This window comes from Mesorhizobium opportunistum WSM2075 (assembly GCF_000176035.2).
Lineage (GTDB): Bacteria > Pseudomonadota > Alphaproteobacteria > Rhizobiales > Rhizobiaceae > Mesorhizobium > Mesorhizobium opportunistum.
Genome location: NC_015675.1, coordinates 3,869,638 through 3,893,564, shown reverse-complemented (window position 1 = coordinate 3,893,564; position 23,927 = coordinate 3,869,638). Strand labels below are relative to the sequence as shown.

Genomic DNA, 23,927 nt, shown 5'->3' with positions numbered 1-23,927 from the left:
ATAGAATCTGGCCCCTCAGGTATTGACCCCAAGTTCCACCAGCCGCTCCACACAGGACTCCTCGGCCTGGTCGAGTTCGGCCAGCGTCTCCTCGAGATCGCGGCGCTTTTGCCGGAGATCCTCGCGCTTTTCCTCGATCCGCTTGATCATCAGCTTGAGTTGCCCGACCTCGCCTGGTGGCTCCTTGTACATCTGGATGATTTCGCGGATCTCGTTGATCGAGAAGCCGAGCCGTTTTCCCCGCATGATCTGCCGGATGAGGTGGCGGTCGGAGGGACGAAACAGCCGCGTGCGGCCACGCCGCACCGGCTGCACCAGCCCTTCGTCTTCATAGAAACGCAGTGTCCGCGTCGACACGTCGAATTCGCGGGTCAGTTCGGTGATCGAATAATATTCCCGCATTGTCACTCCGTGCCGGAACCCCAGGCGATCGCCGTGCGTCGCCTTTCGTCCGAACCAAACCCTTGCCGCGCCGGAATCGACACGGCACCCCGCGCGAGCGTCGCATGGCATTTACGTAAAAGTCAATTGAGGCCGCCCGGAGCAGTAACGATCCCTCGCCACGCGCAAGCCTCCTTGCTGCACCGTGAAGAGTTCGAAAAACCGGGCATCCGGGCCAGGCACTACAATGCCCGGAACTGCTCCCGGGATCGTTTATTCTTCGTTAGTCACAATTCTAAGTGAGACAAAAACATAACCGGTAAAAAACGATTCCATGGCACCGTGATCTGTGAGACGTGACGGCGGGGGGCCTTTTACCTTGACTGACAATTCTTTCTCTCCGTCCCGCGCCAGCGGCGATGGTTCGGCAACGTCAGTCGGACAGGTTCTGTCCGTGCGCGGATCCGAAGCGCGCATTGGCCTGCCGGTTCCCGCGACGAAGGTCGACAAGCGGACAACCGTCGGCAAGTTTCTCACGATCGATGCCGGATCGAACACGATTGTCGGCATGATTACGGAAGGTTTCGGGAGGTTCGGCCGAACAGACGCATCCGTCGAACCACAAGTCCGTCGCGCGAATTGATCTGGTGGGCGAAATCTGCCGCAACGCCGATGGCATATCGCAATTCAAGCGCGGCGTCCGAGAATACCCGGCAATCGGGGATGCTGCCAGGATTGTATCCAATGAGGAGCTGCGACTGATCTATGCGCCGTCGGATTTGCGCGCGATTTGCATTGGCCAGCTCAACCAGGACCCGACTATCCCCGCCTATGTCGATGTCGACAGCCTCCTGACCAAACATTTCGCGGTTCTCGGATCGACCGGTGTTGGTAAGTCGAGTGGTGTTGCCGTAATTCTCGGCGAGCTCATGAAAGCACGGCCGAATATGCGGGTACTGCTGCTCGACGGTCACAACGAATATAGCAAGTGTTTTGGCGACAAGGCCAACGTGGTCAGTGCCCGGACTCTGAGACTGCCGTTCTGGTTGTTCAATTTTGAAGAGATCACCGACGTTGTCTTTGGCGGCCGGCCGGTTGTTCCCGAACAGGCCGAGATACTCGCCGAACTCATCCCGATGGCAAAGGGCGCATACTCCAACTCCAGAGCGGCCGCGACCCGGTCGACCTTGAAGAGGAAGGATTCGAGGATCTCGGGTTTCACCGTCGATACGCCGGTTCCCTATCTCCTGCAGGATCTCTTGTCGCTCATCGACGAGCGGATGGGAAAGCTGGAGAACCGCTCCTCGCGCATGACCTACAACCGCCTGATGCTGCGCATCGAGAGTATCAGGAATGATCCGCGCTACGCCTTCATGTTCGAGAGAGCGAATGTCGGCGGCGATACGATGGCGGCTTTGCTCAGCGACTTGTTCGGTTTGGAATCACACGACCGTCCGATCACCATCCTTCAGCTTGCGAGTCTTCCGGTGGAGGTCGTGGACGCGGTGGTATGCGTGGTATCCCGGCTGGCTTTCGATTTCGGCTTGTGGAGCGATGGCACGATGCCGTTGCTTTTGGTTTGCGAGGAGGCCCATCGTTACGCATCGGCCGACCATTCGCTGGGTTTTGGTCCGGCACGGCGAGCCTTGTCACGCATTGCCAAGGAAGGGCGCAAATATGGTGTGTGTCTCGGACTCGTGACGCAACGCCCCGCCGAGCTCGATCCGACGATCATCTCCCAGTGCAGCACCTTGTTTGCGATGCGCATGGCGAACGACCAGGACCAAACCTTGCTGCGCTCGGCCGTTTCGGACGCCGCGGCCGATCTGCTTGCTTTCGTTCCGTCTCTGGGAACTGGTGAGGTCGTCGGCTTTGGAGAAGCCGTACCGCTGCCGACCCGTCTGACTTTCAAGGAATTGCCGGAGAGGCTGGTACCGCGCAGCGATTCGGCCAACCCCCTGCGGGACGAAAAATCGAATATGAGCCGTTTCGATTTCGTCAGGTCGGTTGTCGATCGCTGGCGCGAAGCGACGACGAACCGGTCGGCCTGGATGGATGATGCTCCAGCAGCTCTCGAAACGCCCCAACTGCAGTCGGAGTATCCGAACGAACCCCCTCCCGAAGCGCACGCCGCGGGGGAAGCGCACGAGACGCCAGCCTCTGCCGGCTCCCGCCGGATCGAAGAGGCACGCTATCGACTCCTGCGACGCTAGTGCATGGCATCCAAAGCCAAACGGCGGTTTTTGGAAAAACACGTGCATGAAAACGAAGGCTTGAAGTGCATCGACCAATCCCTTGGACGCAACGCACCTTGGAACTACGGACAAGCTATGTCTTCGCCGCGATATTCAAATCGAATTGAAGTGGACTGATTGATGACCGTCGCCGAAAAACAGCCACTGCTCGCCGACCTTCTTCAAGCTGCACCTTTCGGATTGACTGTCCTGTCGCAGGCTGGCGACGTTGTCTACGCAAACCGGGCGGGAACGATCGCGGCGGGCAATATCACGCCGGCAAAGGACCTGATCGTAGATGGCCGGGTTATCCGCACGTTGCGTTTCGACGTTGCCGATCAGGAAGCGCCCCTGACCGTAGCCCTGTCGCTTGACGTTACCGACCAGTGCGAACTTGAGAATGACCTGTTCCAGCAGGCCTTTTTCGACGAGCTGACCGGTCTGCCGAACCGCGCCCTCATGGAGCGCAGTTTTACCGACTTGATCGGCGCGGACAGTGCTCCGTTTGCCTTGGCTTTCATCGATCTCGACGGCTTCAAGCACATCAACGACTATTATGGCCATACGGTTGGAGACTTGCTTCTCGGTAAGATTGCAACGCGTCTCTCGGGATACCTACGCCCGACCGATATGCTCGTGCGCATCGGCGGCGACGAGTTTGTGCTGCTGATATCTCCAGTCGGGGCGATGGAAGAACTGGCGAGCGACATCGAGCGGGTATCGCAGAGCCTCAAGGAACCGTTCTATGCGGATGGCTTCGAAATCTTTTCATCGGCGTCGATCGGCGTCAGCCTTTATCCGAAGGACGGAACGACCTTTGACCTTCTGCGCACGAATGCCGATAGCGCGATGTACCGGAGCAAGGGCAGCGCCAAGGGCAGCGTGAAATTCTTCGATCGGAGCATGGAGCACGCCATTGCCGAGAGAACGCGGCTCGAACAGCGTCTGCGCTTCGCCATTCGCGACAAGCGCCTGTGCTGCGCCTATCAGCCGAAAGTCGATTTCCGTTCTGGAACGACCGTCGGTGTCGAGGTTCTGTTGAGATGGCGCGACGAGGACGGAGTTATCCAGGCGCCGGGAGATTTCATCGAGCTTGCGCTTGAACTGGGGCTCATGAACGAGGTGACGCATCTGATCCTGACCGAGACCATCGACTCGGTCGATCGGATCAATGATGCATTCGGGCATGAGGCGTCGATCAGCATCAACGTAGCGGCAAAACAGGCAGGCGATCCGCGATTCATGCGCTCGCTTATCGATTCCATCGATGCAATCGGATATCCCGATCGCTTCATGCTGGAACTGACCGAGGAAGCCTTTCTCGCAAAGAGCAACTTCCAGGATCGTATCCTGCCGATGATTCGCGAGATAGGCGCCCGGGTTTCGATCGACGATTTCGGCGTCGGCTATTCCTCACTGTCGGCGCTAGCCGACATCACGGCCGACGAAATCAAGGTGGATCGCTCCTTTATTACGGACGTTCATAGGCGCCCGCGAAGCCAATCCATTCTCAAAGCGATTGAATCGCTTGGCCAGTTGCTCGGCATGTCTGTCATAGTGGAGGGGGTCGAGACCTTTGAGGAACTCACCTATCTGCTGGCCGCAACCCGGATAAGCTGCGCGCAAGGCTATTATTTCGGCAAACCGCTGCTGCTGGAGGATTTGAAGCCGGCGTATGGCCTAGGAAACGATTCCAGAGCGATACTTCCTACGCGCGGCACGCCAGTCACGCGAATTGCCAGCGCACGGGCAAGCCATTCGCGATAGGAGGAGATCGGCCGACAGGTCTGCAAGCTGACAGTGCCGGCTGCCTTCTGTTTCGTGGCGACGCGCTTTTAGCGGACGCCGAACCACCAAGTGGCAAGGCCGAGGAAGGCAAAAAAACCAACGACATCGGTGACCGTGGTGACGAAGACCGCCGACGCCACCGCAGGATCGATCTTGAACCGGTCGAGCAGCAGCGGGATCAGGATGCCGGCGAGTGCGGCGACGAACATGTTGATGATCATCGCCGCAGCGATGATGCCGCCCAGATTGGCATCGTGGAACCAGGCGGCCGCGACGATGCCGATCAGGATGGCGAAAACGATGCCGTTGATGAAGCCCACCCCCATTTCGCGGCGGATGATGCGGCCGGCATTGTAGATGTCCAGATCCCTGGTCGCCAGCGCACGCACGGTGACGGTCATGGTCTGCGAACCGGCATTGCCGCCCATGCCGGCCACGATCGGCATCAGCACGGCAAGCGCCACGATCCGCTCGATCGTGTGATCGAACAGGCCGATCACCGAAGCCGCCAGGAATGCGGTCAGGAGGTTGACCAGCAGCCAGGGAACGCGCGACCGCGAGGTCGAAAGGATGCTGTCGGAAAGCTCTTCGTCGCCGACGCCGCCCATGCGCAGCAGATCTTCCTCGGCTTCCTGCTGGATGACGTCGACGACATCGTCGATGGTCAGCACGCCGACCAGCCGCTCGTTTTCGTCGACGACGGCGGCGGACAGAAGGTCGTACTGTTCGAATTCCCGCGCCGCCTCCTCCTGGTCCATGGTGGCCGGGATGGCATGGCGCGTCTCGTGCATCACCTCCTCGACCTTGACCGTGCGCTTGGTGCGCAGGATCTGGTCGAGGTCGATGGCGCCGAGCAGCTTGAAGCTCGGATCGATGACGAAAATCTGGCTGAAGCGGTCGGGAAGGTTCTTATCCTCGCGCATGTAGTCGATGGTCTGGCCGATGGTCCAGAACGGTGGCACCGCGACGAACTCGGTCTGCATGCGCCGCCCGGCGGTCTCCTCCGGATAGTCGAGCGAGCGGCGCAGCCTGATCCGCTCGGTGAACGGCAATTGCGACAGGATCTCGTCCTGGTCTTCCTTCTCGAGGTCTTCGAGAATGTAGACCGCGTCGTCGGAATCGAGTTCCTGCACCGCCTGCGCGATCTGCGCATTGGGCAGCTGATCGACGATCTCCATGCGGATCGCCTCGTCGACCTCGGTCAGCGCGGAAAAGTCGAAATCGGCGCCCAGGAGCTCGACCAGGGTCCGCCGCTGCTCGGGATGCAGCGCCTCGATCAGGTCGCCGAGTTCCGACTGATGCAGGTGGTCGACTTCATGCTTGAGCGTCGGCGTATCGCGGTCGGCGATCGCGGTCCCGATCTGGGCAAGGAAGGACGAAAGCACTGCGCCATCCTCGCCATAGATGTCGGCGTGGATGTCGTCAGCCGCCTTGGCGGAGGTCGTCTGCTTGTCCTCCATCAGCGCCTCCCGCCGTCCCGAAAAATTCTGTCTTAGGTCTAGAGCATCGAACCTTAAAGCGAAAACCGGTTTCGCGGAAATCCGTTGCATCTCGCTTGAAGACGCGATTCGATTTGAGAACTTATCGCCCTAAGGCACGGAATATCAAACGAAACGCTTGTTCCACGCCACCCGGCGAGCACATCGCCGATGCCCGACCTGGCAATGCCTATCCCATCAAAACCAGCGAATCCCGGCTTCAGACGGCGCGACAGCCGATGTCGCTGGGGAAAGAGCACCCCGGCGCGATTGCGGCAGAATTGTCATGATACGGGTCCGGCTTGAAGCCTGGCCTCCGAGTTGCGGCACGATCAGCCCAGGACAAAAACCGCCCTTGAACAGCAAGCCCGGGAAAACGAGCAAGGCAGTTGGCGACCGGCGCGTTCGCGTTGTCGTCGCCGAACGCAATCCGCTCGTCATATCGGCCCTGCGCGAAATGTTGGAATGCGACGGGCGTTTCGAACTCCTGGCATCGGTGCAGAGCGGCAAGCATTTCCTGGAACTGGCGACTGCACACGAATTCGACGTCGCCGTCATCGGCTGGAAGCTCGCCGACATGGACGGCGCCGATGTCCTGGCCGAAATCCAGGCCAGCAAGGTCCCCGTGCGCATCGCTGTGTTTTCAAACGACCATGACATCGGCATCCTGAAGCAGTGCGTGCGGCTCGGGGCGCAGGGCTACTGCTTCCAGTTCGACGATCCGCATATCATCTTCGAGACGATCCTGGCGGTCGCGCATGGACGCATCTGCATCCCTTACATTGACATCAACAAGGTCAACGACACGCCCTTGGCGCAGCTCACGGTCCGCGAGCGCGAGCTGCTGGCGGTGCTTTCCGACGGCTGGACCAATCTGCAGATCGCGACGCGGACCGGCATTTCCGAGAACACGGTGAAGTACCACCTCAAGAATCTCTACGACAAGCTCGACGTCCGCAACCGGGCGATGGCCGTCGCGCTCTATTCACGCGAGAGGCGCACCCAGAAGCAGCCTTTCGGGTAAGGCAAGCGGGTAGGCCAACCGGGTAGGCCGCTCCCACCCGCGCGCGGCGAGATGTTACCCGCCAAGGTGTTGTTGGCATTGGCCGTCGAAACGAAACTCCCCATCACCGCTTTGCTGGATCAGGAGGAGTTCGCACCATGGCCGGTTTCACCCATCTTTTCATTCCCGGGCCGACCAACATTCCTGAACAGGTCCGGCAGGCGATGAACCTGCCGATGGAGGACATGCGCGCCGCGTCCTTCCCCGATCTCACCTTGCCGCTGTTCGAGGATATCAAACACGTCTTCAAGAACGAGACCGGCCGCGTCTTCATCTACCCGTCCTCCGGCACCGGCGCCTGGGAAGCCGCGATGACCAATGTGCTCAGCCCCGGCGACCGCGTGCTGATGTCGCGCTTCGGCCAGTTCTCGCATCTGTGGGTCGACATGGCCGAGCGGCTGGGTTTCGAGGTCGATGTCATCGACTGCGAATGGGGAACCGGCGTCCCGCTCGAACTCTATGCGGAGCGGCTGAAGGCCGACAAGACGCACCGCATCAAGGCGGTCTTCTGCACGCAGAACGAGACGGCTACGGGTGTCACCAGCGACGTCGCCGGCTGCCGCGCCGCGCTCGATGAGGCAAACCACCCTGCCCTGCTCTTCGTCGATGGCGTGTCGTCGATCGGCTCGATCGACTTCCGTCAGGAAGAATGGGGCGTCGACTGCGCCGTCAGCGGCTCGCAGAAGGGTTTCATGCTGCCCGCCGGCCTCGGCTTCCTGTCGGTGAGCAAGAAGGCGCTTGTCGCATCGAGAACTGCGGCCCACCAACGCTGCTTCTTCTCCTTCGAGGACATGATCCGCGCCAACGACGCCGGCTATTTCCCCTACACGCCGGCAACGCAGCTGCTGCGCGGCCTGCGCGCCTCGCTCGACCTGATCGCCGAGGAAGGGCTGGACAACATCTTCGCCCGTCACCATCGCCTTGCCGAAGGCGTGCGCAAGGCGGTTGACGCCTGGGGCCTGAAACTCTGCGCCAAAGCGCCGAAGTGGCATTCCGATACAGTCAGCGCCATCCTGGTGCCGGAAGGCATCGACAGCGGCGACGTCGTCAAGCGTGCCTACCAGACCTACCGGACCTCGCTCGGCGGCGGTCTCAACAAGGTGTTCGGCAAGGTCTTCCGCATCGGCCATCTCGGCTGGCTGAACGAGGTGATGGTGCTGGCCTCGCTGTCGGCGGCCGAAATGGCATTGCTCGATTGCGGCGTGCGGCTGGCGCCGGGCTCCGGCGTCGGCGCGGCCATCCAGCATTTTCGCGCCTCGGCCGCGGTGCCGGTCGCCGAAGCGGCGTGAGAGGGAGCCGACGATGAGCCACACCATCAACCATTTGAAGAAACTGAGGCTGCAGCGCAGCGAGCTGGCGGTTCCCGGCTCCAGCCCCGAGATGATCGACAAGGCGGCCAACAGCGCCGCCGACTTCGTCTTCCTCGACATCGAGGACGCGGTCGCGCCGCCCGACAAGGAACGCGCCCGCAAGAACATCATCCAGGCGCTCAACGACATCGACTGGCGCGCCAAGGGCAAGACCGTCTCGGTGCGCATCAACGGGCTGGATACCCACTATATGTACCGCGACGTGGTCGACGTGATGGAACAGGCCGGCGACCGGCTGGACACCATCTTGGTGCCGAAAGTCGGCGTCCCGGCCGACCTCTATATGGTCGAGGCCATGGTCAACCAGATCGAGATGGCCAAGGGTTTCAAGACCCGCGTCGGCCTCGAAGCGCTGATCGAGACCGCGCTCGGCATGGCCAATGTCGAGGCGATCGCCGCGACGCCTGGCCGGCTGGAAGCCATGCATTTCGGCGTCGCCGACTATGCGGCGAGCTGCAAGGCGCGCACCGTCAATATCGGCGGCCTCAACCCCGACTATCCCGGCGACCAGTGGCATTTCGCGCTGTCGCGGATGACCGTCGCCTGCCGCGCCTATGGGCTTCGCGCCATCGACGGGCCGTTCGGCGATTTCTCCGATCCGCAAGGCTACATAGCTGGGGCCAGGCGCGCCGCGGCACTCGGGATCGAAGGCAAATGGGCGATCCATCCCTCGCAGATCGTACTCGCCAACGACGTCTTCTCGCCGCCGGAAAAAGAGGTCACGCGCGCCAGGCGCATCCTCGAAGTGCTGAAGGAAGCCGAGGCGCAGGGCAAGGGAGCGGCCGCGCTCGACGGCAAGATGATCGACGCCGCCTCGGAGCGCATGGCCAGAAACGTATTGGTGGTCAACGAAGCGATCGAGCGCGCAGGCCAACTTAGCCAACGAGAGCCGCGCGTCGCAGCACTTTGACTTTGACTGTTCAGGGAGGACAAAATGGATATCCACGAATATCAGGCCAAGGAACTGCTGGCACGGTACGGCGTGCATGTGCCGCGCGGCGGGCTGGCCTACAGCCCCGAACAGGCGACCTACCGGGCGCGCGAGATCGGCGGCGGCAAATGGGTGCTGAAGGCGCAGGTGCATTCCGGCGCGCGCGGCAAGGCCGGCGGCATCAAGCTGTGCGCCAATGACGAGGAGATCTCGAGTGCCGCCGAAGCGATGCTTGGGCGCAAGCTGGTGACCCAGCAGACCGGCCCGCGCGGCAAGCTGATCTCCAGGCTCTATCTCGAGGAAGCCGTCGACATCGCGCAGGAACTCTATGTCGGCTTCGTGCTCGACCGCAAGGAAGAGCGCGTCATGATCGTGGCCTCGGCCGCCGGCGGCATGGAGATCGAGGACATCGTCGAGAAGGCCCCCGATTCCATCCTGCGCACATCGGTCGATCCCGGCGTCGGCATGCAGCGTTTTCAGGCGCGCGAGATCGCCTTCGGGCTCGGTCTCGACCATGATTTGATCGGCAAGGCGACCGAGACCATCTTCAGCTGCTACCAGGTGTTTCGCGACTACGACGCTTCCATGCTGGAGATCAATCCGCTGGTGGTGACCCGCGACGGCAGCCTGATCGCTCTCGACGCAAAAATGTCGTTCGACGAGAACGCCCTGTTCCGGCGTCCGGAAATTTCCGAGCTGCGCGACAAGAGCCAGGAAGACCCGCGCGAGACCTTCGCCAGCGACCGCGGCCTCTCCTATGTCGGCCTCGACGGCAACATCGGCTGCATCATCAATGGCGCGGGCCTCGCCATGGCGACGATGGACATGATCAAGATCGCCGGCGGCGAGCCGGCGAACTTCCTCGACATCGGCGGCGGTGCCTCGCCCGAGCGGGTGGCGAAATCGTTCCGCGCCGTGCTCGGCGACAAGAATGTCGAGACCATCCTGGTCAACATCTTCGCCGGCATCAACCGCTGCGACTGGGTCGCCGAAGGCGTCGTCAAGGCGATCCGCGAGGTCGGCGTCAACGTGCCCTTGGTGGTGCGGCTCTCCGGCACCAAGGCCGAGGAAGGACGCCGCATCCTGGCCGATTCCGGCGAGGCGGTGATCGTCGCCGACACGCTGGCCGAAGCCGCCGAAAAAGCCGTCGCCGCATGGCGCGCGGCCGCCAAGAAAAAAGCAGCCTGAGGGAGGTCGAGAAAATGGCAATCCTGCTCAACCGCAGCACCCGCGTCATCGTCCAGGGGTTCACCGGCAAGATCGGCAGCTTCCACGCCGAGGACATGAAACGCTACGGCACCAAGCTGGTCGGCGGCGTCACCCCCGGCAAGGGCGGCCAGAAGCATCTCGGCCTGCCCGTCTTCAACACGGTCAAGGGCGCGGTGCGCGAGACCCGCGCCGAGGCCAGCATCGTCTTCGTGCCGCCGCCCTTCGCCGCCGATTCGATCATGGAAGCAGCAGACGCGGGGATAAAACTCTGCGTCTGCATCACCGACGGCATCCCCTCGCAGGACATGATGCAGGTCAAGCGCTACATGCGCCGCTACCGCTTCGAGGACCGCATGCGGCTCGTCGGCCCGAACTGCGCCGGCGTGATCACGCCCGGACAGGCGCTGATGGGCATCATGCCCGGCAACATCTACCTGCCCGGCCGCATCGGCATCGTCGGACGCTCCGGCACGCTGGGCTACGAGGCGGCCTCGCAGATGAAGGCGCTCGGCATCGGTGTGTCGACCAGCGTCGGCATTGGCGGCGACCCGATCAACGGCTCGTCCTTCAAGGACATTCTGAAGCTGTTCGAGCAGGACGACGAGACCGACGCCGTGGTGATGATCGGCGAGATCGGCGGACCGCAGGAGGCGGAAGCCGCGATCTGGGCGCGCGACAATATGAGGAAGCCGCTGATCGCCTACATTGCCGGACTTTCCGCCCCAAAGGGCCGACGCATGGGCCATGCCGGCGCCATCATCTCCGCCTTCGGCGAGTCGGCGCAGGAGAAGGTCGAAATCCTGAAGGAGGCCGGCGTCATCATCGTGCCGACGCCGTCATCGTTTGGCGAGGTGGTGGCCGATACGCTGGCCAGGATGAAGAAGGCGGCCTGATTTCAGGGTCTCTCCACGCTGGCGGTGTCCTTCACACACGCCCGCGCGATCGTTCCGTGTCATAAGGAGAGTCGGCGATCACCCTTGCCGGGCGCCGCTCGCCGAGAATTGAAACCTCCAGCGCCGTACCGGGCGTTCCAAGCCCAGCGGCAGCAGCGCCAATGCTATGTCATGGCCAAATACGTGGGCGTAACCTGCCGCTTGAAGCGTCACCATGAGCCTAGTGCGCGCATTTGCGCAGCAAGGTTGTGATTTTCGCATCAAGATCGCGAGCGACGGCAAGGGCCTCCAAACTGCCATAAGGGAGCAGACAACTCTCCATTTTGTCGTAGGAGACATGAACGCCATCGAGACGTTCATCAACAAGGACTGTGACTGGAGCGTAAGATCCAGCATCGGGAACGTGCTTGACCATTTCTTTCATGATGAGTGGATTGCCCACCAGGAACCGCATGCTCTTGGGAGTCTCGGTTCCAGTTTCGCGGCGCAGAATGGCGCCCAAGTCGAATTCCCCGAAGAGCATGAGACCTGTTCGGCCGAGGCCGCTTTGCACAACGCGCTCCAAATCCGAGAAGGAATTTGCAGCCCTCGTCGCCTTGAAAAATTCGACCATGTCAGGTTGCCCGACCGCTGACTTGAGCGCGGCCACAACGGCGTCGAATGGTTTGGAACACGTCAGGCTGAAACGCTCAACCTCGACCTTTGCGATTGTCATTTCTTTCTCCGCAACAGCTCTCAGGAATAAAGGGGCGACCGATCGCGCCGTGACCACCGCTGATTACGCTTCCAGGAAGGTCCGGACGTGGCTGACGAACAATTCGTGGTACTGAAACAGGGCGCCGTGGCCGGAATCGGGATAGAGGACCAGCTGAGCGTTGCTTAGAGCCTTGAACATTGCATAGGCGTTGTCCGCCGGCAGCATGGTATCGTGGCTGCCGCTGACCACAAGGGCGGGCTGATGGATGGCGCGCAGAATAGCGTGCTCGGGATCAGGTGTGGCGCACCAGGTAATAAGCGCCTTGGCCTGTGGATCCGTCACCGCGCCGCCATTATCGGTGTCCCGATCTTCCCCGCGCGCCTTCGCCCGCTTCAGGAACGCCAGGCCGGCCGACTGGCTGGCGGACGACTTCGTGAAGAACAGCGGCAGGCGGGGGTCCGGCGCGTCGGTTTGGGAAAACGCGTCCTGCAGAACCGCCAACAGATGTTCCTCTCCGCCTTTCGGAGCGGTGCCGACGAGGATGAGCTTGCGCACCAGCGTTGTGTGCTCGGCGGCGATCTGCTGCGCGATGAAGCCGCCGAGGGAAAAGCCCAGCAAGTCGACTTGGGAGAGGCCGAGCAGGTTGATAAAGGCGACCGCGTCTGCGGCCATCGCCGCGATGTTGTCGGGCGTTTGGCCTGTCGAGCGGCCGACCCCGGCATTGTCGAAAACGACCACCGGTCGATCGGTGGCCAGGGCATTGACGACGGCGGGGTCCCACGCATCGATGTTGCCCGAGAAATGCTGCAGGAGAACCAGCGGCGTTCCGGTCGATGGGCCGAGGCGGCGATAGGCGAAGCGGATTCCGCCGCCTTCGATGTAAAGGGTGGGCGCCGTTTCTAGAGTGGCGGCGTTCTGGCTCGCGGTGTCGAGTTCAGTCATGTCATCCTCCGGATGCTTGGCATAAATAATCGAGTAGCTGGTGCGGTTTTGGCCAAGTTTGAGCCGCTCGCGGCCCAAGGCATTTCGTAGCCGGTCGAGCACGGGTGGTTGCTCCCGGCACGAAAGTGCCGGGAGCGGTATCGTCACTTCACGAGTGCGGCCTTTTCAATCACCGCAGCGACTTCCTTGGCGTGGACGACCAGGGAGGCGTGGCTGCCGGCGACCTCCGTCGTATGGGCCTTCATTCTGGTGGCGAAGATCTTCTGGACCTCGGGTGCAATGACCTTGTCCTTCGTGCTGATCACATAGAATGTCGGCTTGTCGTGCCAGGCTGCCGTATCGACGGGAGCCTCGAACGCCGTGTGGTTCAACGGCAGCTGATGGTTTGCCAGGGATTCGGCGATCTCAGGAGGGAGATCGGCCGCGACTGCCGAAGGAAATACTTTGGGATCGATGTAGAGGTTGCCCTTTTCGTCGGGATGAATCGCCGCGCCGCCTTCGGTTGCCGGACCGCTCTTGGCCAGGCTCGCCAGGGATTCTCCCACGTCGGGCGCGAATGCGGAGACATAGACGAGCGCCGACACCTTGGGATCGTCACCTGCCTGCGTGATGACCACACCGCCCCAGGAGTGGCCAACGAGAACGGTCTTGCCGTCCTCTTTGGCGAGCGCCTGTTTGGTGGCATCGACGTCCGCCGCGAGGGAGGTGAGCGGGTTTTCGACGAGCGTTACGTTGTAGCCCTTCTTCGTGAGGATATCGGCAACCGGCTTCCAACTCGTCTGGTCTACGAAAGCGCCATGGACGAGCACGATATTGTGAGCCGCCCCCTTGGGCAGTTGAGCTGATTGGGCGGGGGCGGCAACTGTTGCTCCGGCCATGAGGACGGTGGCGACCGAGAGGAGAAGATTTCGCATTGGTGCTCCTGTTGAGATACGGACGACGCGGGTCCGGGAAAGGACAGACGTGTCGGCACAAGTCGCGGTTCTTCCCTCTGCCGTTTGCGGGTTTGCCCCGCGACCTGTTGGCTCGACTTGGGATCAGTTAGTACGTGGAGCATTCGGACGTTAGGCATCAATCGTCCGAATATTGTGTCTGACCGTCCGTCGGATTAGCATCGGGGGATGGACATCCTCGCCCAAGTGCTTGATCGCGTCCGCCTCGGTGGCACCCTGCTCTTCCACTTCGAGCTCGGCCATCCATGGAATCTGGCATTGCCAGCGCGCCCATACGCCCTGTTCCATTATCTCAGTCGTGGCTCAGCCACCCTCGCGCTCGATCAGGGGGGAGAACTCCACATGACCGAGGGCGACTTTGTTGTCGTCACGCGTGGCGAGCCTCATGTGATCTACTCGGATAGCCGGACAGAGCCGTTACCGATTGTCGACATCGATCGGCTAGCTGGACGTCTTGGCATCGTTCGTCACGGAGACAGCGCGCAGCCGCTCGCGACGATGATTTGTGGTAATTTTACTGTGGCACGGCCCTCGCGCGGCAGCGTTTTGGAATTGCTTCCGCCCCTGCTTCTGCTGAAACCGACGGAAGACGGTGGATGGCTCGAGGCGATTCTACAACGCATGGTGAGCGAGGCGGCGTTCGAGCGTCCCGGACAAGGCGTCGCGCTCTCACGTCTGACTGAAGTGCTCTTCGTTGAGGTGTTGCGGAGCTGGATCAAGTCGCTCGGCCCCGGAGAAGGCGGGTGGCTGGGGGCGATGGCGGATCCGCACATAGGACCGGCACTTCAGTTGATCCACGAACGACCGGATCGGCTCTGGACGCTTGGCGAGCTCGGGCAAAGCGTGGGACTTGGTCGGTCGGCGTTTTCGGCTCGCTTCACCAAGCTCGTGGGCGAGCCCATGTACCGTTATCTGATCTCACGCCGGATGTCGGAGGCCGCTTTTCTGCTCGAAACCAGCGACGAGGGGATTGCACGGATTGCGGCCCGTGTCGGCTATGAGACCGCGGCCGCGTTTTCGAAGCTGTTCCAGCGACATCACGGCCTATCGCCCGGCCGCTACCGAGCATTTCGCCGCTCTGACGGTGGCCGGAGGCAAGGGGACGATCTGGAAGCAGAAGTCGTCGATTGACCTCCCGCGCTTGGGGATAGTCGAGCGTGCGCGGCAACCAGAGCCGCGCGCATGGAGCCAAGATCAGGCCAAGATTGCGCAACAAAACTTAACATCACTTCACGCATGCAGCCACTTTCATTTGAAATAGTCCGAGCATCAGGGGCACTTACTGCCTCGCTGCTCTGGAGCATGCATGTTCAAAATCGTGTCTGGAATGTTCGCCGGCCGAGCCTCTCTCGCGGCGATGACAATCCTGTTTTCAACGCATCCGGAAATCGTTCTGGCGGCGGACGCTATTGCCGTCGATACCGAAGAAGACTTGACCCCGCCGCCCGAGCCTTCGCGTTTCGGGCGCTTCGAACAGAAACTGGCCGACTGGCATGTCGTCCTTGGCGGCGGCGCCATCATCGTCCCCAAATATGAGGGTAGCAACGAGTTCAAGGTCATGCCGGTGCCCTTCGTATCGGCGACATTCCTCGACACGGTGAGGATCGACCCGACGGGCGCCAACATCGCCCTCTATGAACAAGGGCCGTTCGAATTCAGTGCGCGGCTTGGCTATGACATGGGCCGCAAGGAAGACGATGCCGATCACCTGCGCGGCCTGGGCGATGTCGACATGGGCGCGATCGTCGGCGCGAAGGCCGCGATGAAGTTCGGCCCGGCGGAAATCTTCGCACAGTTGGACAAGACCATCGGCGGCAGCGATGGCATGGAGGGCACGATCGGGATCGAGGTGACCCGGCCGCTGTCGCAATCGTTGATCGTCGGCGCCGGCGCATCGGTCATCTTCGCCGACGAAAAATACATGCAGGCCTACTTTGGCGTCACGCCGGAACAATCGGCCCGCTCGGGGTTGGCGCGCTATGATGCCGGCGCCGGGTTAAAGCGCGCCGATTTTTCGATTTCCGCCACATATATGCTCAATCAGAACTGGATGGTGCGCGGCCAGGCGGGGGTCGGCATTCTCTTGGGTGACGCCGCCGACAGCCCTGTTGTGGTCGAGAAGGTCCAGCCCTCGGGGATGCTTCTCGTCGGATATCGGTTTTGATGCCAACACATGGTGCAATGCAGGCTGCGGCAAACCGGATCGATTTGAACGCAGAGTTCAAATCGCCGAGGCAAGGGTCGCATGTCCTCATTGTCGAAGACGATGTCGAGATCGCGCGTATGCTGGGCGAGACGCTCACCGAAAACGGCATGATCGTGGAAATCGCCGGCAACGGCGCCCGGATGAACGCCGCGCTTCTCAACCAGAAATTCGACCTGATCGTGCTCGATATCATGCTGCCTGGTGAAAACGGCCTCAGCATCTGCCGCCGTCTTCGCGCGCACACGAATGTTCCGCTCCTGATGCTGACGGCGCTTGGCGAGGAAATCGACCGCATCTTCGGACTGGAGATCGGCGCCGACGACTATGTGACGAAACCGTTCAGCGCGCGCGAGCTGACGGCAAGGATACGGGCGTTGCTGCGCCGCACGGCCTACGCTCCCGACGAGCGGGACCGATCGAAAGTGCTTCGCTTCAACGGCTGGCGCCTCGATCCCGTTCGCCGGCAATTGCATGATCCAAGCAATGCGCGGGTTGCGACCACGACGCACGAATTCGATCTGTTGCTTGCGTTCTGCCGCAATCCAGGCCGGGTTCTGTCGCGCGAGGAACTTCTCAGCGTAACCCATGCCGGACTTGCCGGCCCGATCGAGCGAAGCGTCGATGTCCATGTCAGCCGGATCCGCCAGAAGATCGAAAAGGACGCGCGCGATCCGGTGCTTCTGAGGACCGTACGGCTGGGCGGCTACATCTTCACCGCGACTGTGGAGGAAGCGTGAGGGATTTGGCCCGCCGTTTCCTGCCGCAGTCGGTGCGTGGGCAGTTTGCGGCAATCATTTTCACTGCGGTGATTGTGATCATGTCGGTCGGATCGGTCGTCGAAGGTTGGATAGAGAATGTCGACCTTCCCGTTGTGGAAGATTGCGAAAGGCGGGCCGCCATCGTCGCCGCCTTGTTGCGCGAAACACCGAGCGAAGCCCGTGGTGCCCTTCTGGCAACGGCAACGCGGGCAGGCTTCGATTTCAAGATACTGCCCAAGGAACAGACCCACACTATTCCCTTTTCCTATCTGCAATCGCGGAGCATCGAATGGCTCTTCGTCATCGACAGGGGGATGGTTGACGGGCACTGGACAAGGATCGGCGGCCAATACGCGTATGTCGTCGATCTGGACCAGCAGAGCGTCCTGGCCCATTTCGGCATGCCCGATTGCTGGCTGACATCGGGCTTCGTCCGTGCCTTGTTCTACCGATTCATGGCTTTTGTCGCCTTGCCCGTCCTGATCTGGCTGTTTGCGGTATGGGCCGTGACCGACCCATTGAAGCGCATCTCGGCGGCCGTGGGGGAAGCCGAGATCGAGAACGGCAACGAGCTTTTCGCGGAACGCGGCTCGATCGAAATGGTCGGCCTGGCGCGCGCCCTGAACACGATGCGGACGCGTATCCGCACGATGATCGAAAACCGCACGCGCATGCTGCGCAGCGTCAGCCATGATCTGCGCACACCGTTGACGCGGCTGCGGCTTCGCGCCGAGCGCATGGATGATGGGTCGGTCCGAACCGCCATACTGTCCGATGTCCAGCACATAGAAGATCTGATCGACGAGACGCTGATCTATCTGCGCAACGATGTCTCGACGGAGAAACTTCAGCGGGCAGACATTGCCAGCGTGCTGCAAACCGTTTGTGCCGAATTCTCCGATGTCGGGTTCTCGGTTACCTATTCCGGACCGGACAGACTCCTGGGCTGGTGCAAGCCCAATGCGCTGGCGCGTGCGATCACCAATCTGTGCGACAACGGGGTCAAATTCGCCGGCAACGTCACCGTTGCATTGACGCAGGCCGACACAGCGGCGCGCATCGCGGTCGGCGACGACGGGCCGGGCATTTCGATGACGGCACGCTCCAGCGTTTTCGAACCGTTCTTCAAGGAAGACATGTCGCGCGGCGTTGCCTCGAAGCACGGTTTCGGCCTGGGCCTCTCGATCGTGGCGGACATCATCCAGGGCCACGGCGGCAAGATCGAGTTGCATGACAACGAGCCGAACGGCCTCGTTGTTACGATCGATCTGCCGAACGGATCAAACGTCCAGCCCTTATAGGACGGCCACCGTGCCGGGGATTCCCCTACATGCGTCCGCGCGCGCCTTCCGGGTCATAGGGAGAGTCCGCGATCACTTTTGCCGGGCGCCGCTCGCCGAGGATTGAAACCTCCAGCGCGGTGCCTGGCGTGCCAAGCTCCGCCGGCAGCAGCGCCAGGGCTATGTCGTGGCCAAACGTATAGGAGTAACCCGCCGAGGTGACGCGGCCGACAAGCTTGCCGTCGCGATAGACGCCCTCATAGGCAAAGGCGCTTGCCCCATCCGTATCGATGGACAGCGTGACGATCCGGCGCGTCGTGCCCTGCTTTTGCTTCGCGGCCAGGGCGGCACGGCCGATGAAGTCGCCCTTGTCGAGCCTCACGAAGCGGTCGAGGCCGCTTTCCCAGGCCGACAGTTCGAGGTTCATGTCGCGGTACATGGCGCGGTAGGACTTGTCGAGACGCAGCGATTCCAGCGCCTGCAGCCCGACCAGCCTCAGCCCATGCGCCTGTCCCGACGCCAGCAGCGCATCCAGCAAGTGCCGCTGGTAGCAGAGCGGATGATAAAGCTCCCAGCCAAGCTCGCCCGAATAGTTGACGCGCATCAGCCGCACGTCGCTGGCCAGGCCAACGGTCGCCGACCGCACGCTGAACCAGGGGAAAGCCTCGTTCGACAGATCGATCTCGGTCAGCGGTTGCAGCACTTCGCGCGCCTTGGGTCCGACCACGGTGAAGCTGCCGCGATCGTTGGTGACATTGCGCAGGTGCACGCTGCCGTCCATCGGCAGCAGCCGGCTGAGGTCGTCGTGGTTCCAGCGCTCGGCGCGCGGTGTCGAGACGAGGTAGAACAGGTCGCTCCCCAGCCGCGCCACCACATACTCGGCCTGCACGCCGCCGGCCGGCGTCAGGTGATGGGCGAGCGCGATGCGACCGAGTTTCGGCAAGCGATTGGCGAGAATGCCGTCGAGCCAGCGCTCGGCGCCCGGGCCGCTAACCTCGAACTTGGTCATAGGCGTCATTTCGACCAGGCCAACGGCTTGCCGGACGGCCTGGACCTCCTCGCCGACATAGGTACCCTTGGCGGTCCAGCGCCAACTGTACGAGTTGCGGGCCTCGACGCCCGAAGGCGCGAACCAGCTTGGCATTTCCCAGCCGTTCAGCACATCCCACACCGCGCCGAGCTGGCTCAGCCGCTCGTAGGACGGAGCTGTTTTCTGCGGCCGTGCCGCCGGCATGTCCTGGCCGGGATAATACTGTGCCGCATGGGTGCCCCAGGCTTCCCGCACCTTCTCCCGGGTCCAGTTCTTGTTGGCATGGTCGCCAAAGCGTCGCGGATCCAGTTCCGCCGTGTCGATGCTGTTGCCGCCTTCGACAATCCGCTCGGAAAGGTAGTGGCCGATCGCTCCGCCCCACAGGATGCCGCCCGGCACGCCTTCGGCGAGCCAGACATTTTGAAGCCCCCAGGCCGGCCCCATCAGCGGCAGTTCATCGGCCGTCATCTGGAAAGGTCCGCGCACATTCCGCTTGATGCCGGCGCGCCCGAGCGCGGGCACGAGTTCGCTCGCCCGTTCCCAGTTCCAGGAGACGGCGTCGAAATCCTCATCGAGCAGGTCGGCGCCGAACCATTCCGGCACGCCGTTCTCGGCGAACAGTTTGAGCTGTTCGGTGCGCTCGTAGGGGCCGAACATCAGCCCGTCGCCCTCCTCGCGCAGATAACCCTCGTAGCCCTCGTCCCTCAGGATCGGCATTTCCGGAAGGCCAAGCCGCTTGCGTTCCACCACTTCGGGCACCGCCTCGGTGATCCAGTACTGATGCACGATCGGGATGGCCGGAATGTCGAGGCCCAGCATGGCGCCGGTCTGGCGTGCATAATTGCCGGTGGCGAGGATGACGTGTTCGCAGATCATGTCGCCACGCGAAGTTCTGACCTTCCACTCGCCGCCTGGCATCCGCTCGAACCCCGTCACCTCGGTGCCGAGATGGATCTTCGCGCCAAGGTCGCGCGCGCCCTTGGCCATTGCCTGGGTCACGTCGGCGGGCGCGATATGACCGTCATCGGGATGATAGAGCGCGCCCAGCATGTCGCTGTTGTTCAGCAGCGGCCAGATCTCGCGCGCCTCGGCGGGCGATACGATCCGCGCCCGGATCCCCTGGACCTCGGCGACATCCATGTAGCTGCGGTATTCGTCGAGCCGGTCGCGTGTGTTGGCGATGCGCAGCTGGCCGCATTTGTGCCAGCCGACCTTCTGGCCGGTTTCGGCTTCGAGGCCTTCATAGATATCGATGGACTTGGCGATCATGCGGCCGACATTCAGGCTGCGCGCATAGGAGGGTATCAGCCCCGCCGCATGCCATGTCGAACCGGCGGTAAGCTGCGTTCGCTCGAGCAGCGCGACATCGCTCCAGCCGCGCTTCGCCAGGCCGTAAAGAATGCCTGCGCCGACACAGCCGCCACCAACGACCACGGCCCGAAAATTGCCCAACATACGCGATGCCCCGGATGGAGTTGTCACGGGCACTATAGGCAAGCGCGATCTCGTCGGTCACGCCATTTGCGACGCTGGCGTGGCGAATGGCGATTGGTGCACCATTGCGTGCTGGCGCGCACTGGCGCCGAGGCAATTCGGATCGGGAAGAGAATGGTGCGGTCGAGATGCACCCGCACCTTTGTGTGCTTTTGAAAACACTGCGCAATTCGGCACGGTCGCTGATTTTGTGGCACAATAGGTGGCACAATTGGGGGTACGCGAAGGTGCGGCGACAAATCGGCATGAGCACCGGCTTAGAAGGCCGGGAGAAATGCAGGCGCGCCAGCGATGGTTCCAACTCCTGGCGGGTGCTAGCATGCGGAACATTTGGTGAAACTTGGAACCGCAAACCGTGCTGATCCAGAAAGAGGAGACGTGTGATGGGGCAATGGGGCGATAGCGAAATCAAAATCGGCCGGGCGCGCTTCCTGCGCCATTACACGACTAAGGATTGTTGGGGGCCGATCCAATCAGGCGCCCCCTGCACCTATGTCATGATCGATGATGGTGGCGACCCCGTTGCCGCAGAGGCGGCGCTGGCGCAGCTGGAGGCGGGCGGCAGTGGGATGGACTGGATGCCGCCAGAAACCGCACCGAAGGACGGCAGCGTCTTCGAGATTACCACTGCCGGGCCACAACAGGATCTGAGCTTCTGGCACGAACAGGACGGCGTTTTTCGCGATTACTACCACAAGCAGGCGATCCCGAACAAATGGCCCTATATGGTTGCGTGGCGTCCACTGCGCCCACCGGCCGAGGTGGGCAATTCGGTGGAAGAGTCCCGCATGAAGAACGGATGGAAAGTGCCTGCCGGGACCTAACGCCCTTCCCTGATCGCCCGTTCGGTGCCGTATTTGCCGGTCGGCGTGGTGTCTGGCGTATAGATCAAGCCGACTGCCCTGCCGCCGCACTTGCCGCATTTGAGCTTCGGCACCAGGTCGTCGGCCATTGCCGGCGCATCCGGGCCAAGCCTGTCCTTCAGCACGGAGAGATCGAGCCGCTCACTGTGCTGGCAACGCCAATTGTTGCAGTACGCGTTCAGCGTCATGCGCTCGTCGATCAGGCTTTGTATCGTCCAGGCCATCGCGCCGATATAGTGGTCATTCCTTCTCGCGAAAACCCTGCAAGGTGGCGTGGCGCAGCTTGGGCTCGCCGCGCAGCGTGCGCACCGTGCCGACGAGGCCGGGCTGGAGCCATTCGACATCGTCGCCGGCGATCGCGTTCGGCACCCCCTGCGGCACCCCTTGCGGCAGGCCAGGAGGCGACTTGCCAGCCTTGACGCGTTGCCACAGCCGCTCGCGCAACCCCTTCGGCAGGGCCGCCGAGCCGGCATAGCGGCCGTCGCGGCCCATCAGCGCCCGGGTTTCCGCGCCGGCCTGGCGCTTGATGCCCCACAGGTCGAAATCCGACACGTCCCAGCATTTCACCTTGACCCAGGCATCGGTCTTGCCGGCGCGATAGGGGCTGGCGCGCCGCTTCGAGACCATGCCCTCGAGGCCCATCGCGTCGGCCGCCGCATGGAATTCCGCGCCGCCGCCCTCGACATGCTGGCTGTACTGGATGATGCCCTTTGCCGGCTTGACCAGGTCCCACAGCAGCGCCTTGCGTTCGACCGCCGGCAGCACGCGGAGATCCGCGCCGTCGAGATAGAGGATGTCGAAGGCGACGAAGGCGAGCAGCTCGGCGTTCCAGCTCATGCGCGAATGCATGGCGTGAAAATTCGGCCGCCCGTCCGGCTCCGGCGCGATCATCTCGCCGTCGAGGATGAAGGATTTTGCCTTGAGCTTTTCGGCGGCGGCGACCACCGGCCAGAAACGTTTGGACCAGTCGTGCCCGTTCCTGGTGAAGGCGCGTGCGCCGGCCCAGTCGAGGATGAGCTGGACGCGGAAGCCATCGTATTTGATCTCGTGCAGCCAGTCGTCGCTGAGCGGCGGCTCCAGCACCAGGACCGGTTCCATGGGTTTGATGAACTTCAGTCGCGGTTCCGCGTTACGCATGCACAAACTCCAGACGCCACCTCAAGGCGCGCGAGGCCGATTTGGTTGCATTTTAGCGAAATTGAATGTGGAAATCGTTGATGAAGATCGAGGCTGATGAATGCCGGGCGGCGCTGACGCTGATCCGGCGCGCGATCGAGGAGCACTGCCCGCCGGGCGTGCTGCCCAGCGAAGAGATGGTCAACGGGCTGTACGGCCCGGAGCTGATCGGCGAGGCGCAAGCCATCGCGGCGGCGATCGTGGCGACGGTGGAGCGGCTCGAAACGCAAAAATCCCGCGCATCCAAAGGACACGCGGGATAATAACATTATATTGCCTTTATAAATGGCCGCGTTCACATGCCGCGCAGCGCGCGCCAGATGTCGGTCCAGAAATAGGTCAGCAGCGAGCCCATCGAGGCGAAGGCGATGCCGGTGACACCGAGCGCGCCCATGCCCATCAGCTTCCAGCGCGTCACTTCGGCCGTCACCGCCTTGACCTCGGTCATGTCCTCGGTAAGCGTCCTGACCGCGGCCTCCGTCTCGGCCAGCCGGTCGACGAGTTCGTCGGTCTTGGCATACATCTTCGAGCGGCTGGCGGCGGCGCGATGTTCGGACTGTTCATAGCTTAGCGCGGCGCGGGCATCGGATTCCTTGATGTCACGACGGATCTCGGTGACGTCGCGCTGGACACCCTCCATGGCGGCGACGAGGCCGCCAACCATCATCTCCAGGCTTTGCGACGATGCGGCCATTTGGCTTCCCCTGCCCCGATGCGATTTCAGATGCCATTGTCGAATTCCGCCTTTGCGCCGGCGAGGATGACGCAAGCGCCCTTGCCGTCGCCGAGCAGCACGGTGAATGTGCCGGCATCCGAGCGCGTGACCAGCACCTTCTGGCCGTCGGCATTGTCGCCGCTCATCACCACGAATTCGTGGTAACGATCGGCCAGTTGCTTGAGCAGGATGGGCACAGGGCCGCAGGCGAGCTGCACCGCATACGCCGGCCGGGCGGCGAGGAAGGTGAGCGCGGCAAGCAGCAGGAAGCGCCTCATTTCACCAGCGCCTTGATGGTCTTGATGGCGGCGCGCTTGCCGCGACGGCAATCGCCGGAGTTCAGCCGGTCGATCGCCCATAGGTCGGCCATCTCACCGTAGGGAATGAAGCGATGCGGCACGTCGACGACTTCCGCGCAGTCCTGCAGAAGGCTGGGGTCGACATGCAAGGCCGGCTTCGGCATCAG

At 62.2% G+C, this 23,927-nt stretch carries 23 protein-coding genes and 1 pseudogene; 13 read left to right on the top strand and 11 right to left on the bottom strand.

The features are described 5' to 3' along the window. Window positions 1–15: 15 nt before the first annotated feature. Window positions 16–402: a MerR family transcriptional regulator gene (locus tag MESOP_RS18785; protein ID WP_006203215.1), complete on the bottom strand. Its 387-nt coding sequence runs from the start codon at window positions 400–402 to the stop codon at window positions 16–18. Window positions 403–760: 358 nt separating this feature from the next. Here MESOP_RS18785 and MESOP_RS18780 point away from each other — a divergent pair. Both MESOP_RS18780 and MESOP_RS18775 read left to right on the top strand, forming a co-directional pair. Next, a pseudogene (locus MESOP_RS18780) lies at window positions 761–2,594 on the top strand (ATP-binding protein). Window positions 2,595–2,756: 162 nt separating this feature from the next. After that, window positions 2,757–4,382, top strand: coding sequence for a putative bifunctional diguanylate cyclase/phosphodiesterase (locus MESOP_RS18775; RefSeq protein WP_013894921.1), 1,626 nt, complete (start codon window positions 2,757–2,759; stop codon window positions 4,380–4,382). 68 nt (window positions 4,383–4,450) lie between these two features. On the opposite strand, the gene mgtE is transcribed toward MESOP_RS18775, so the two are convergent. Beyond that, window positions 4,451–5,863, bottom strand: coding sequence for a magnesium transporter (gene mgtE / locus MESOP_RS18770; protein WP_013894920.1), 1,413 nt, complete (start codon window positions 5,861–5,863; stop codon window positions 4,451–4,453). A gap of 373 nt (window positions 5,864–6,236) precedes the next feature. On the opposite strand from mgtE, the gene MESOP_RS18765 reads away from it, so the two are divergent. The 5 genes from MESOP_RS18765 to sucD all read left to right on the top strand — a co-directional run bounded on the left by MESOP_RS18765 (window position 6,237) and on the right by sucD (window position 11,347). Continuing rightward, complete coding sequence (locus MESOP_RS18765) at window positions 6,237–6,905, top strand: LuxR C-terminal-related transcriptional regulator (RefSeq protein WP_013894919.1); 669 nt, start codon at window positions 6,237–6,239, stop codon at window positions 6,903–6,905. Window positions 6,906–7,042: 137 nt separating this feature from the next. Beyond that, on the top strand, window positions 7,043–8,233 hold the full coding sequence (locus tag MESOP_RS18760; protein ID WP_013894918.1) for an aminotransferase class V-fold PLP-dependent enzyme: 1,191 nt from the start codon (window positions 7,043–7,045) through the stop codon (window positions 8,231–8,233). A gap of 13 nt (window positions 8,234–8,246) precedes the next feature. Continuing rightward, complete coding sequence (locus tag MESOP_RS18755; protein WP_013894917.1) at window positions 8,247–9,224, top strand: HpcH/HpaI aldolase/citrate lyase family protein; 978 nt, start codon at window positions 8,247–8,249, stop codon at window positions 9,222–9,224. A 24-nt stretch (window positions 9,225–9,248) separates the two neighbouring features. Beyond that, complete coding sequence (locus MESOP_RS18750) at window positions 9,249–10,433, top strand: malate--CoA ligase subunit beta (protein WP_013894916.1); 1,185 nt, start codon at window positions 9,249–9,251, stop codon at window positions 10,431–10,433. Between the two features lie 14 nt (window positions 10,434–10,447). After that, the gene (gene sucD / locus MESOP_RS18745) at window positions 10,448–11,347 is read left to right on the top strand and encodes a succinate--CoA ligase subunit alpha (RefSeq protein WP_013894915.1); all 900 of its coding nucleotides are present in this window, start codon (window positions 10,448–10,450) and stop codon (window positions 11,345–11,347) included. A gap of 220 nt (window positions 11,348–11,567) precedes the next feature. On the opposite strand, the gene MESOP_RS18740 is transcribed toward sucD, so the two are convergent. The 3 genes from MESOP_RS18740 to MESOP_RS18730 all read right to left on the bottom strand — a co-directional run bounded on the left by MESOP_RS18740 (window position 11,568) and on the right by MESOP_RS18730 (window position 13,900). Next, on the bottom strand, window positions 11,568–12,062 hold the full coding sequence (locus tag MESOP_RS18740) for a DUF302 domain-containing protein (protein WP_013894914.1): 495 nt from the start codon (window positions 12,060–12,062) through the stop codon (window positions 11,568–11,570). Between the two features lie 63 nt (window positions 12,063–12,125). Then, entirely contained in the window at window positions 12,126–12,986 is an 861-nt protein-coding gene (locus MESOP_RS18735; RefSeq protein WP_041164816.1) for an alpha/beta fold hydrolase, read from the bottom strand. Window positions 12,987–13,129: 143 nt separating this feature from the next. Next, on the bottom strand, window positions 13,130–13,900 hold the full coding sequence (locus MESOP_RS18730; RefSeq protein WP_013894912.1) for an alpha/beta hydrolase: 771 nt from the start codon (window positions 13,898–13,900) through the stop codon (window positions 13,130–13,132). A gap of 207 nt (window positions 13,901–14,107) precedes the next feature. Here MESOP_RS18730 and MESOP_RS18725 point away from each other — a divergent pair, with 207 nt between their 5' ends. The 4 genes from MESOP_RS18725 (at window position 14,108) to MESOP_RS18710 (ending at window position 18,204) form a co-directional block, all read left to right on the top strand. Then, window positions 14,108–15,070, top strand: coding sequence for an AraC family transcriptional regulator (locus MESOP_RS18725; RefSeq protein ID WP_013894911.1), 963 nt, complete (start codon window positions 14,108–14,110; stop codon window positions 15,068–15,070). Between the two features lie 175 nt (window positions 15,071–15,245). Beyond that, the gene (locus MESOP_RS18720) at window positions 15,246–16,103 is read left to right on the top strand and encodes a MipA/OmpV family protein (RefSeq protein WP_013894910.1); all 858 of its coding nucleotides are present in this window, start codon (window positions 15,246–15,248) and stop codon (window positions 16,101–16,103) included. Window positions 16,104–16,120: 17 nt separating this feature from the next. After that, window positions 16,121–16,882, top strand: coding sequence for a response regulator (locus MESOP_RS18715; RefSeq protein ID WP_041164188.1), 762 nt, complete (start codon window positions 16,121–16,123; stop codon window positions 16,880–16,882). Then, window positions 16,879–18,204 carry a HAMP domain-containing sensor histidine kinase gene (locus MESOP_RS18710; protein WP_013894908.1) on the top strand — a complete coding sequence of 442 codons (1,326 nt, stop codon included), beginning with the start codon at window positions 16,879–16,881 and terminating at the stop codon, window positions 18,202–18,204. The genes MESOP_RS18715 and MESOP_RS18710 overlap by 4 nt, the downstream gene beginning before the upstream one ends. A gap of 25 nt (window positions 18,205–18,229) precedes the next feature. On the opposite strand, the gene MESOP_RS18705 is transcribed toward MESOP_RS18710, so the two are convergent. Next, window positions 18,230–20,668 (bottom strand): GcvT family protein, encoded by a 2,439-nt coding sequence (locus MESOP_RS18705; RefSeq protein ID WP_013894907.1) that lies wholly within the window; start codon window positions 20,666–20,668, stop codon window positions 18,230–18,232. A gap of 422 nt (window positions 20,669–21,090) precedes the next feature. Between MESOP_RS18705 and MESOP_RS18700 the strand changes: the two genes are divergently transcribed. After that, complete coding sequence (locus MESOP_RS18700) at window positions 21,091–21,531, top strand: hypothetical protein (RefSeq protein WP_013894906.1); 441 nt, start codon at window positions 21,091–21,093, stop codon at window positions 21,529–21,531. Here MESOP_RS18700 and MESOP_RS18695 read toward each other — a convergent pair. Further along, window positions 21,528–21,794, bottom strand: a complete 267-nt coding sequence (locus MESOP_RS18695; RefSeq protein WP_013894905.1) for a hypothetical protein — start codon at window positions 21,792–21,794, stop codon at window positions 21,528–21,530. The genes MESOP_RS18700 and MESOP_RS18695 overlap by 4 nt on opposite strands. A gap of 16 nt (window positions 21,795–21,810) precedes the next feature. Further along, window positions 21,811–22,707, bottom strand: coding sequence for an ATP-dependent DNA ligase (locus tag MESOP_RS18690; RefSeq protein WP_013894904.1), 897 nt, complete (start codon window positions 22,705–22,707; stop codon window positions 21,811–21,813). 80 nt (window positions 22,708–22,787) lie between these two features. Between MESOP_RS18690 and MESOP_RS18685 the strand changes: the two genes are divergently transcribed. Further along, window positions 22,788–23,009 (top strand): hypothetical protein, encoded by a 222-nt coding sequence (locus MESOP_RS18685; protein WP_013894903.1) that lies wholly within the window; start codon window positions 22,788–22,790, stop codon window positions 23,007–23,009. 32 nt (window positions 23,010–23,041) lie between these two features. Here the strand turns inward: MESOP_RS18685 and MESOP_RS18680 are convergent, their stop codons facing one another. Genes MESOP_RS18680 through MESOP_RS18670 form a run of 3 tightly spaced genes read right to left on the bottom strand, consistent with a single transcriptional unit; the run spans window position 23,042 to window position 23,924 of the window. Next, window positions 23,042–23,440, bottom strand: a complete 399-nt coding sequence (locus tag MESOP_RS18680; RefSeq protein WP_013894902.1) for a DUF1515 family protein — start codon at window positions 23,438–23,440, stop codon at window positions 23,042–23,044. 26 nt (window positions 23,441–23,466) lie between these two features. Continuing rightward, on the bottom strand, window positions 23,467–23,739 hold the full coding sequence (locus MESOP_RS18675; RefSeq protein ID WP_013894901.1) for a hypothetical protein: 273 nt from the start codon (window positions 23,737–23,739) through the stop codon (window positions 23,467–23,469). Next, window positions 23,736–23,924, bottom strand: a complete 189-nt coding sequence (locus MESOP_RS18670) for a hypothetical protein (RefSeq protein ID WP_013894900.1) — start codon at window positions 23,922–23,924, stop codon at window positions 23,736–23,738. Before MESOP_RS18670 ends, MESOP_RS18675 begins: the two co-directional genes overlap by 4 nt. Window positions 23,925–23,927: the final 3 nt, after the last annotated feature.

Bases quoted from the DNA above. Each gene is read 5' to 3' on its own strand.
- MESOP_RS18720 (WP_013894910.1), top strand. From the start codon at position 15,246: ATGTTCAAAATCGTGTCTGGAATGTTCGCCGGCCGAGCCTCTCTCGCG.
- MESOP_RS18715 (WP_041164188.1), top strand. From the start codon at position 16,121: ATGCAGGCTGCGGCAAACCGGATCGATTTGAACGCAGAGTTCAAATCG.
- MESOP_RS18705 (WP_013894907.1), bottom strand. From the start codon at position 20,668: ATGTTGGGCAATTTTCGGGCCGTGGTCGTTGGTGGCGGCTGTGTCGGC.
- MESOP_RS18740 (WP_013894914.1), bottom strand. From the start codon at position 12,062: ATGACAATCGCAAAGGTCGAGGTTGAGCGTTTCAGCCTGACGTGTTCC.
- mgtE (WP_013894920.1), bottom strand. From the start codon at position 5,863: ATGGAGGACAAGCAGACGACCTCCGCCAAGGCGGCTGACGACATCCAC.
- MESOP_RS18670 (WP_013894900.1), bottom strand. From the start codon at position 23,924: ATGCCGAAGCCGGCCTTGCATGTCGACCCCAGCCTTCTGCAGGACTGC.
- sucD (WP_013894915.1), top strand. From the start codon at position 10,448: ATGGCAATCCTGCTCAACCGCAGCACCCGCGTCATCGTCCAGGGGTTC.
- MESOP_RS18680 (WP_013894902.1), bottom strand. From the start codon at position 23,440: ATGGCCGCATCGTCGCAAAGCCTGGAGATGATGGTTGGCGGCCTCGTC.
- MESOP_RS18690 (WP_013894904.1), bottom strand. From the start codon at position 22,707: ATGCGTAACGCGGAACCGCGACTGAAGTTCATCAAACCCATGGAACCG.
- MESOP_RS18730 (WP_013894912.1), bottom strand. From the start codon at position 13,900: ATGCGAAATCTTCTCCTCTCGGTCGCCACCGTCCTCATGGCCGGAGCA.
- MESOP_RS18760 (WP_013894918.1), top strand. From the start codon at position 7,043: ATGGCCGGTTTCACCCATCTTTTCATTCCCGGGCCGACCAACATTCCT.
- MESOP_RS18775 (WP_013894921.1), top strand. From the start codon at position 2,757: ATGACCGTCGCCGAAAAACAGCCACTGCTCGCCGACCTTCTTCAAGCT.
- MESOP_RS18695 (WP_013894905.1), bottom strand. From the start codon at position 21,794: ATGGCCTGGACGATACAAAGCCTGATCGACGAGCGCATGACGCTGAAC.
- MESOP_RS18755 (WP_013894917.1), top strand. From the start codon at position 8,247: ATGAGCCACACCATCAACCATTTGAAGAAACTGAGGCTGCAGCGCAGC.
- MESOP_RS18685 (WP_013894903.1), top strand. From the start codon at position 22,788: ATGAAGATCGAGGCTGATGAATGCCGGGCGGCGCTGACGCTGATCCGG.
- MESOP_RS18750 (WP_013894916.1), top strand. From the start codon at position 9,249: ATGGATATCCACGAATATCAGGCCAAGGAACTGCTGGCACGGTACGGC.
- MESOP_RS18700 (WP_013894906.1), top strand. From the start codon at position 21,091: ATGGGGCAATGGGGCGATAGCGAAATCAAAATCGGCCGGGCGCGCTTC.
- MESOP_RS18725 (WP_013894911.1), top strand. From the start codon at position 14,108: ATGGACATCCTCGCCCAAGTGCTTGATCGCGTCCGCCTCGGTGGCACC.
- MESOP_RS18735 (WP_041164816.1), bottom strand. From the start codon at position 12,986: ATGACTGAACTCGACACCGCGAGCCAGAACGCCGCCACTCTAGAAACG.
- MESOP_RS18675 (WP_013894901.1), bottom strand. From the start codon at position 23,739: ATGAGGCGCTTCCTGCTGCTTGCCGCGCTCACCTTCCTCGCCGCCCGG.
- MESOP_RS18785 (WP_006203215.1), bottom strand. From the start codon at position 402: ATGCGGGAATATTATTCGATCACCGAACTGACCCGCGAATTCGACGTG.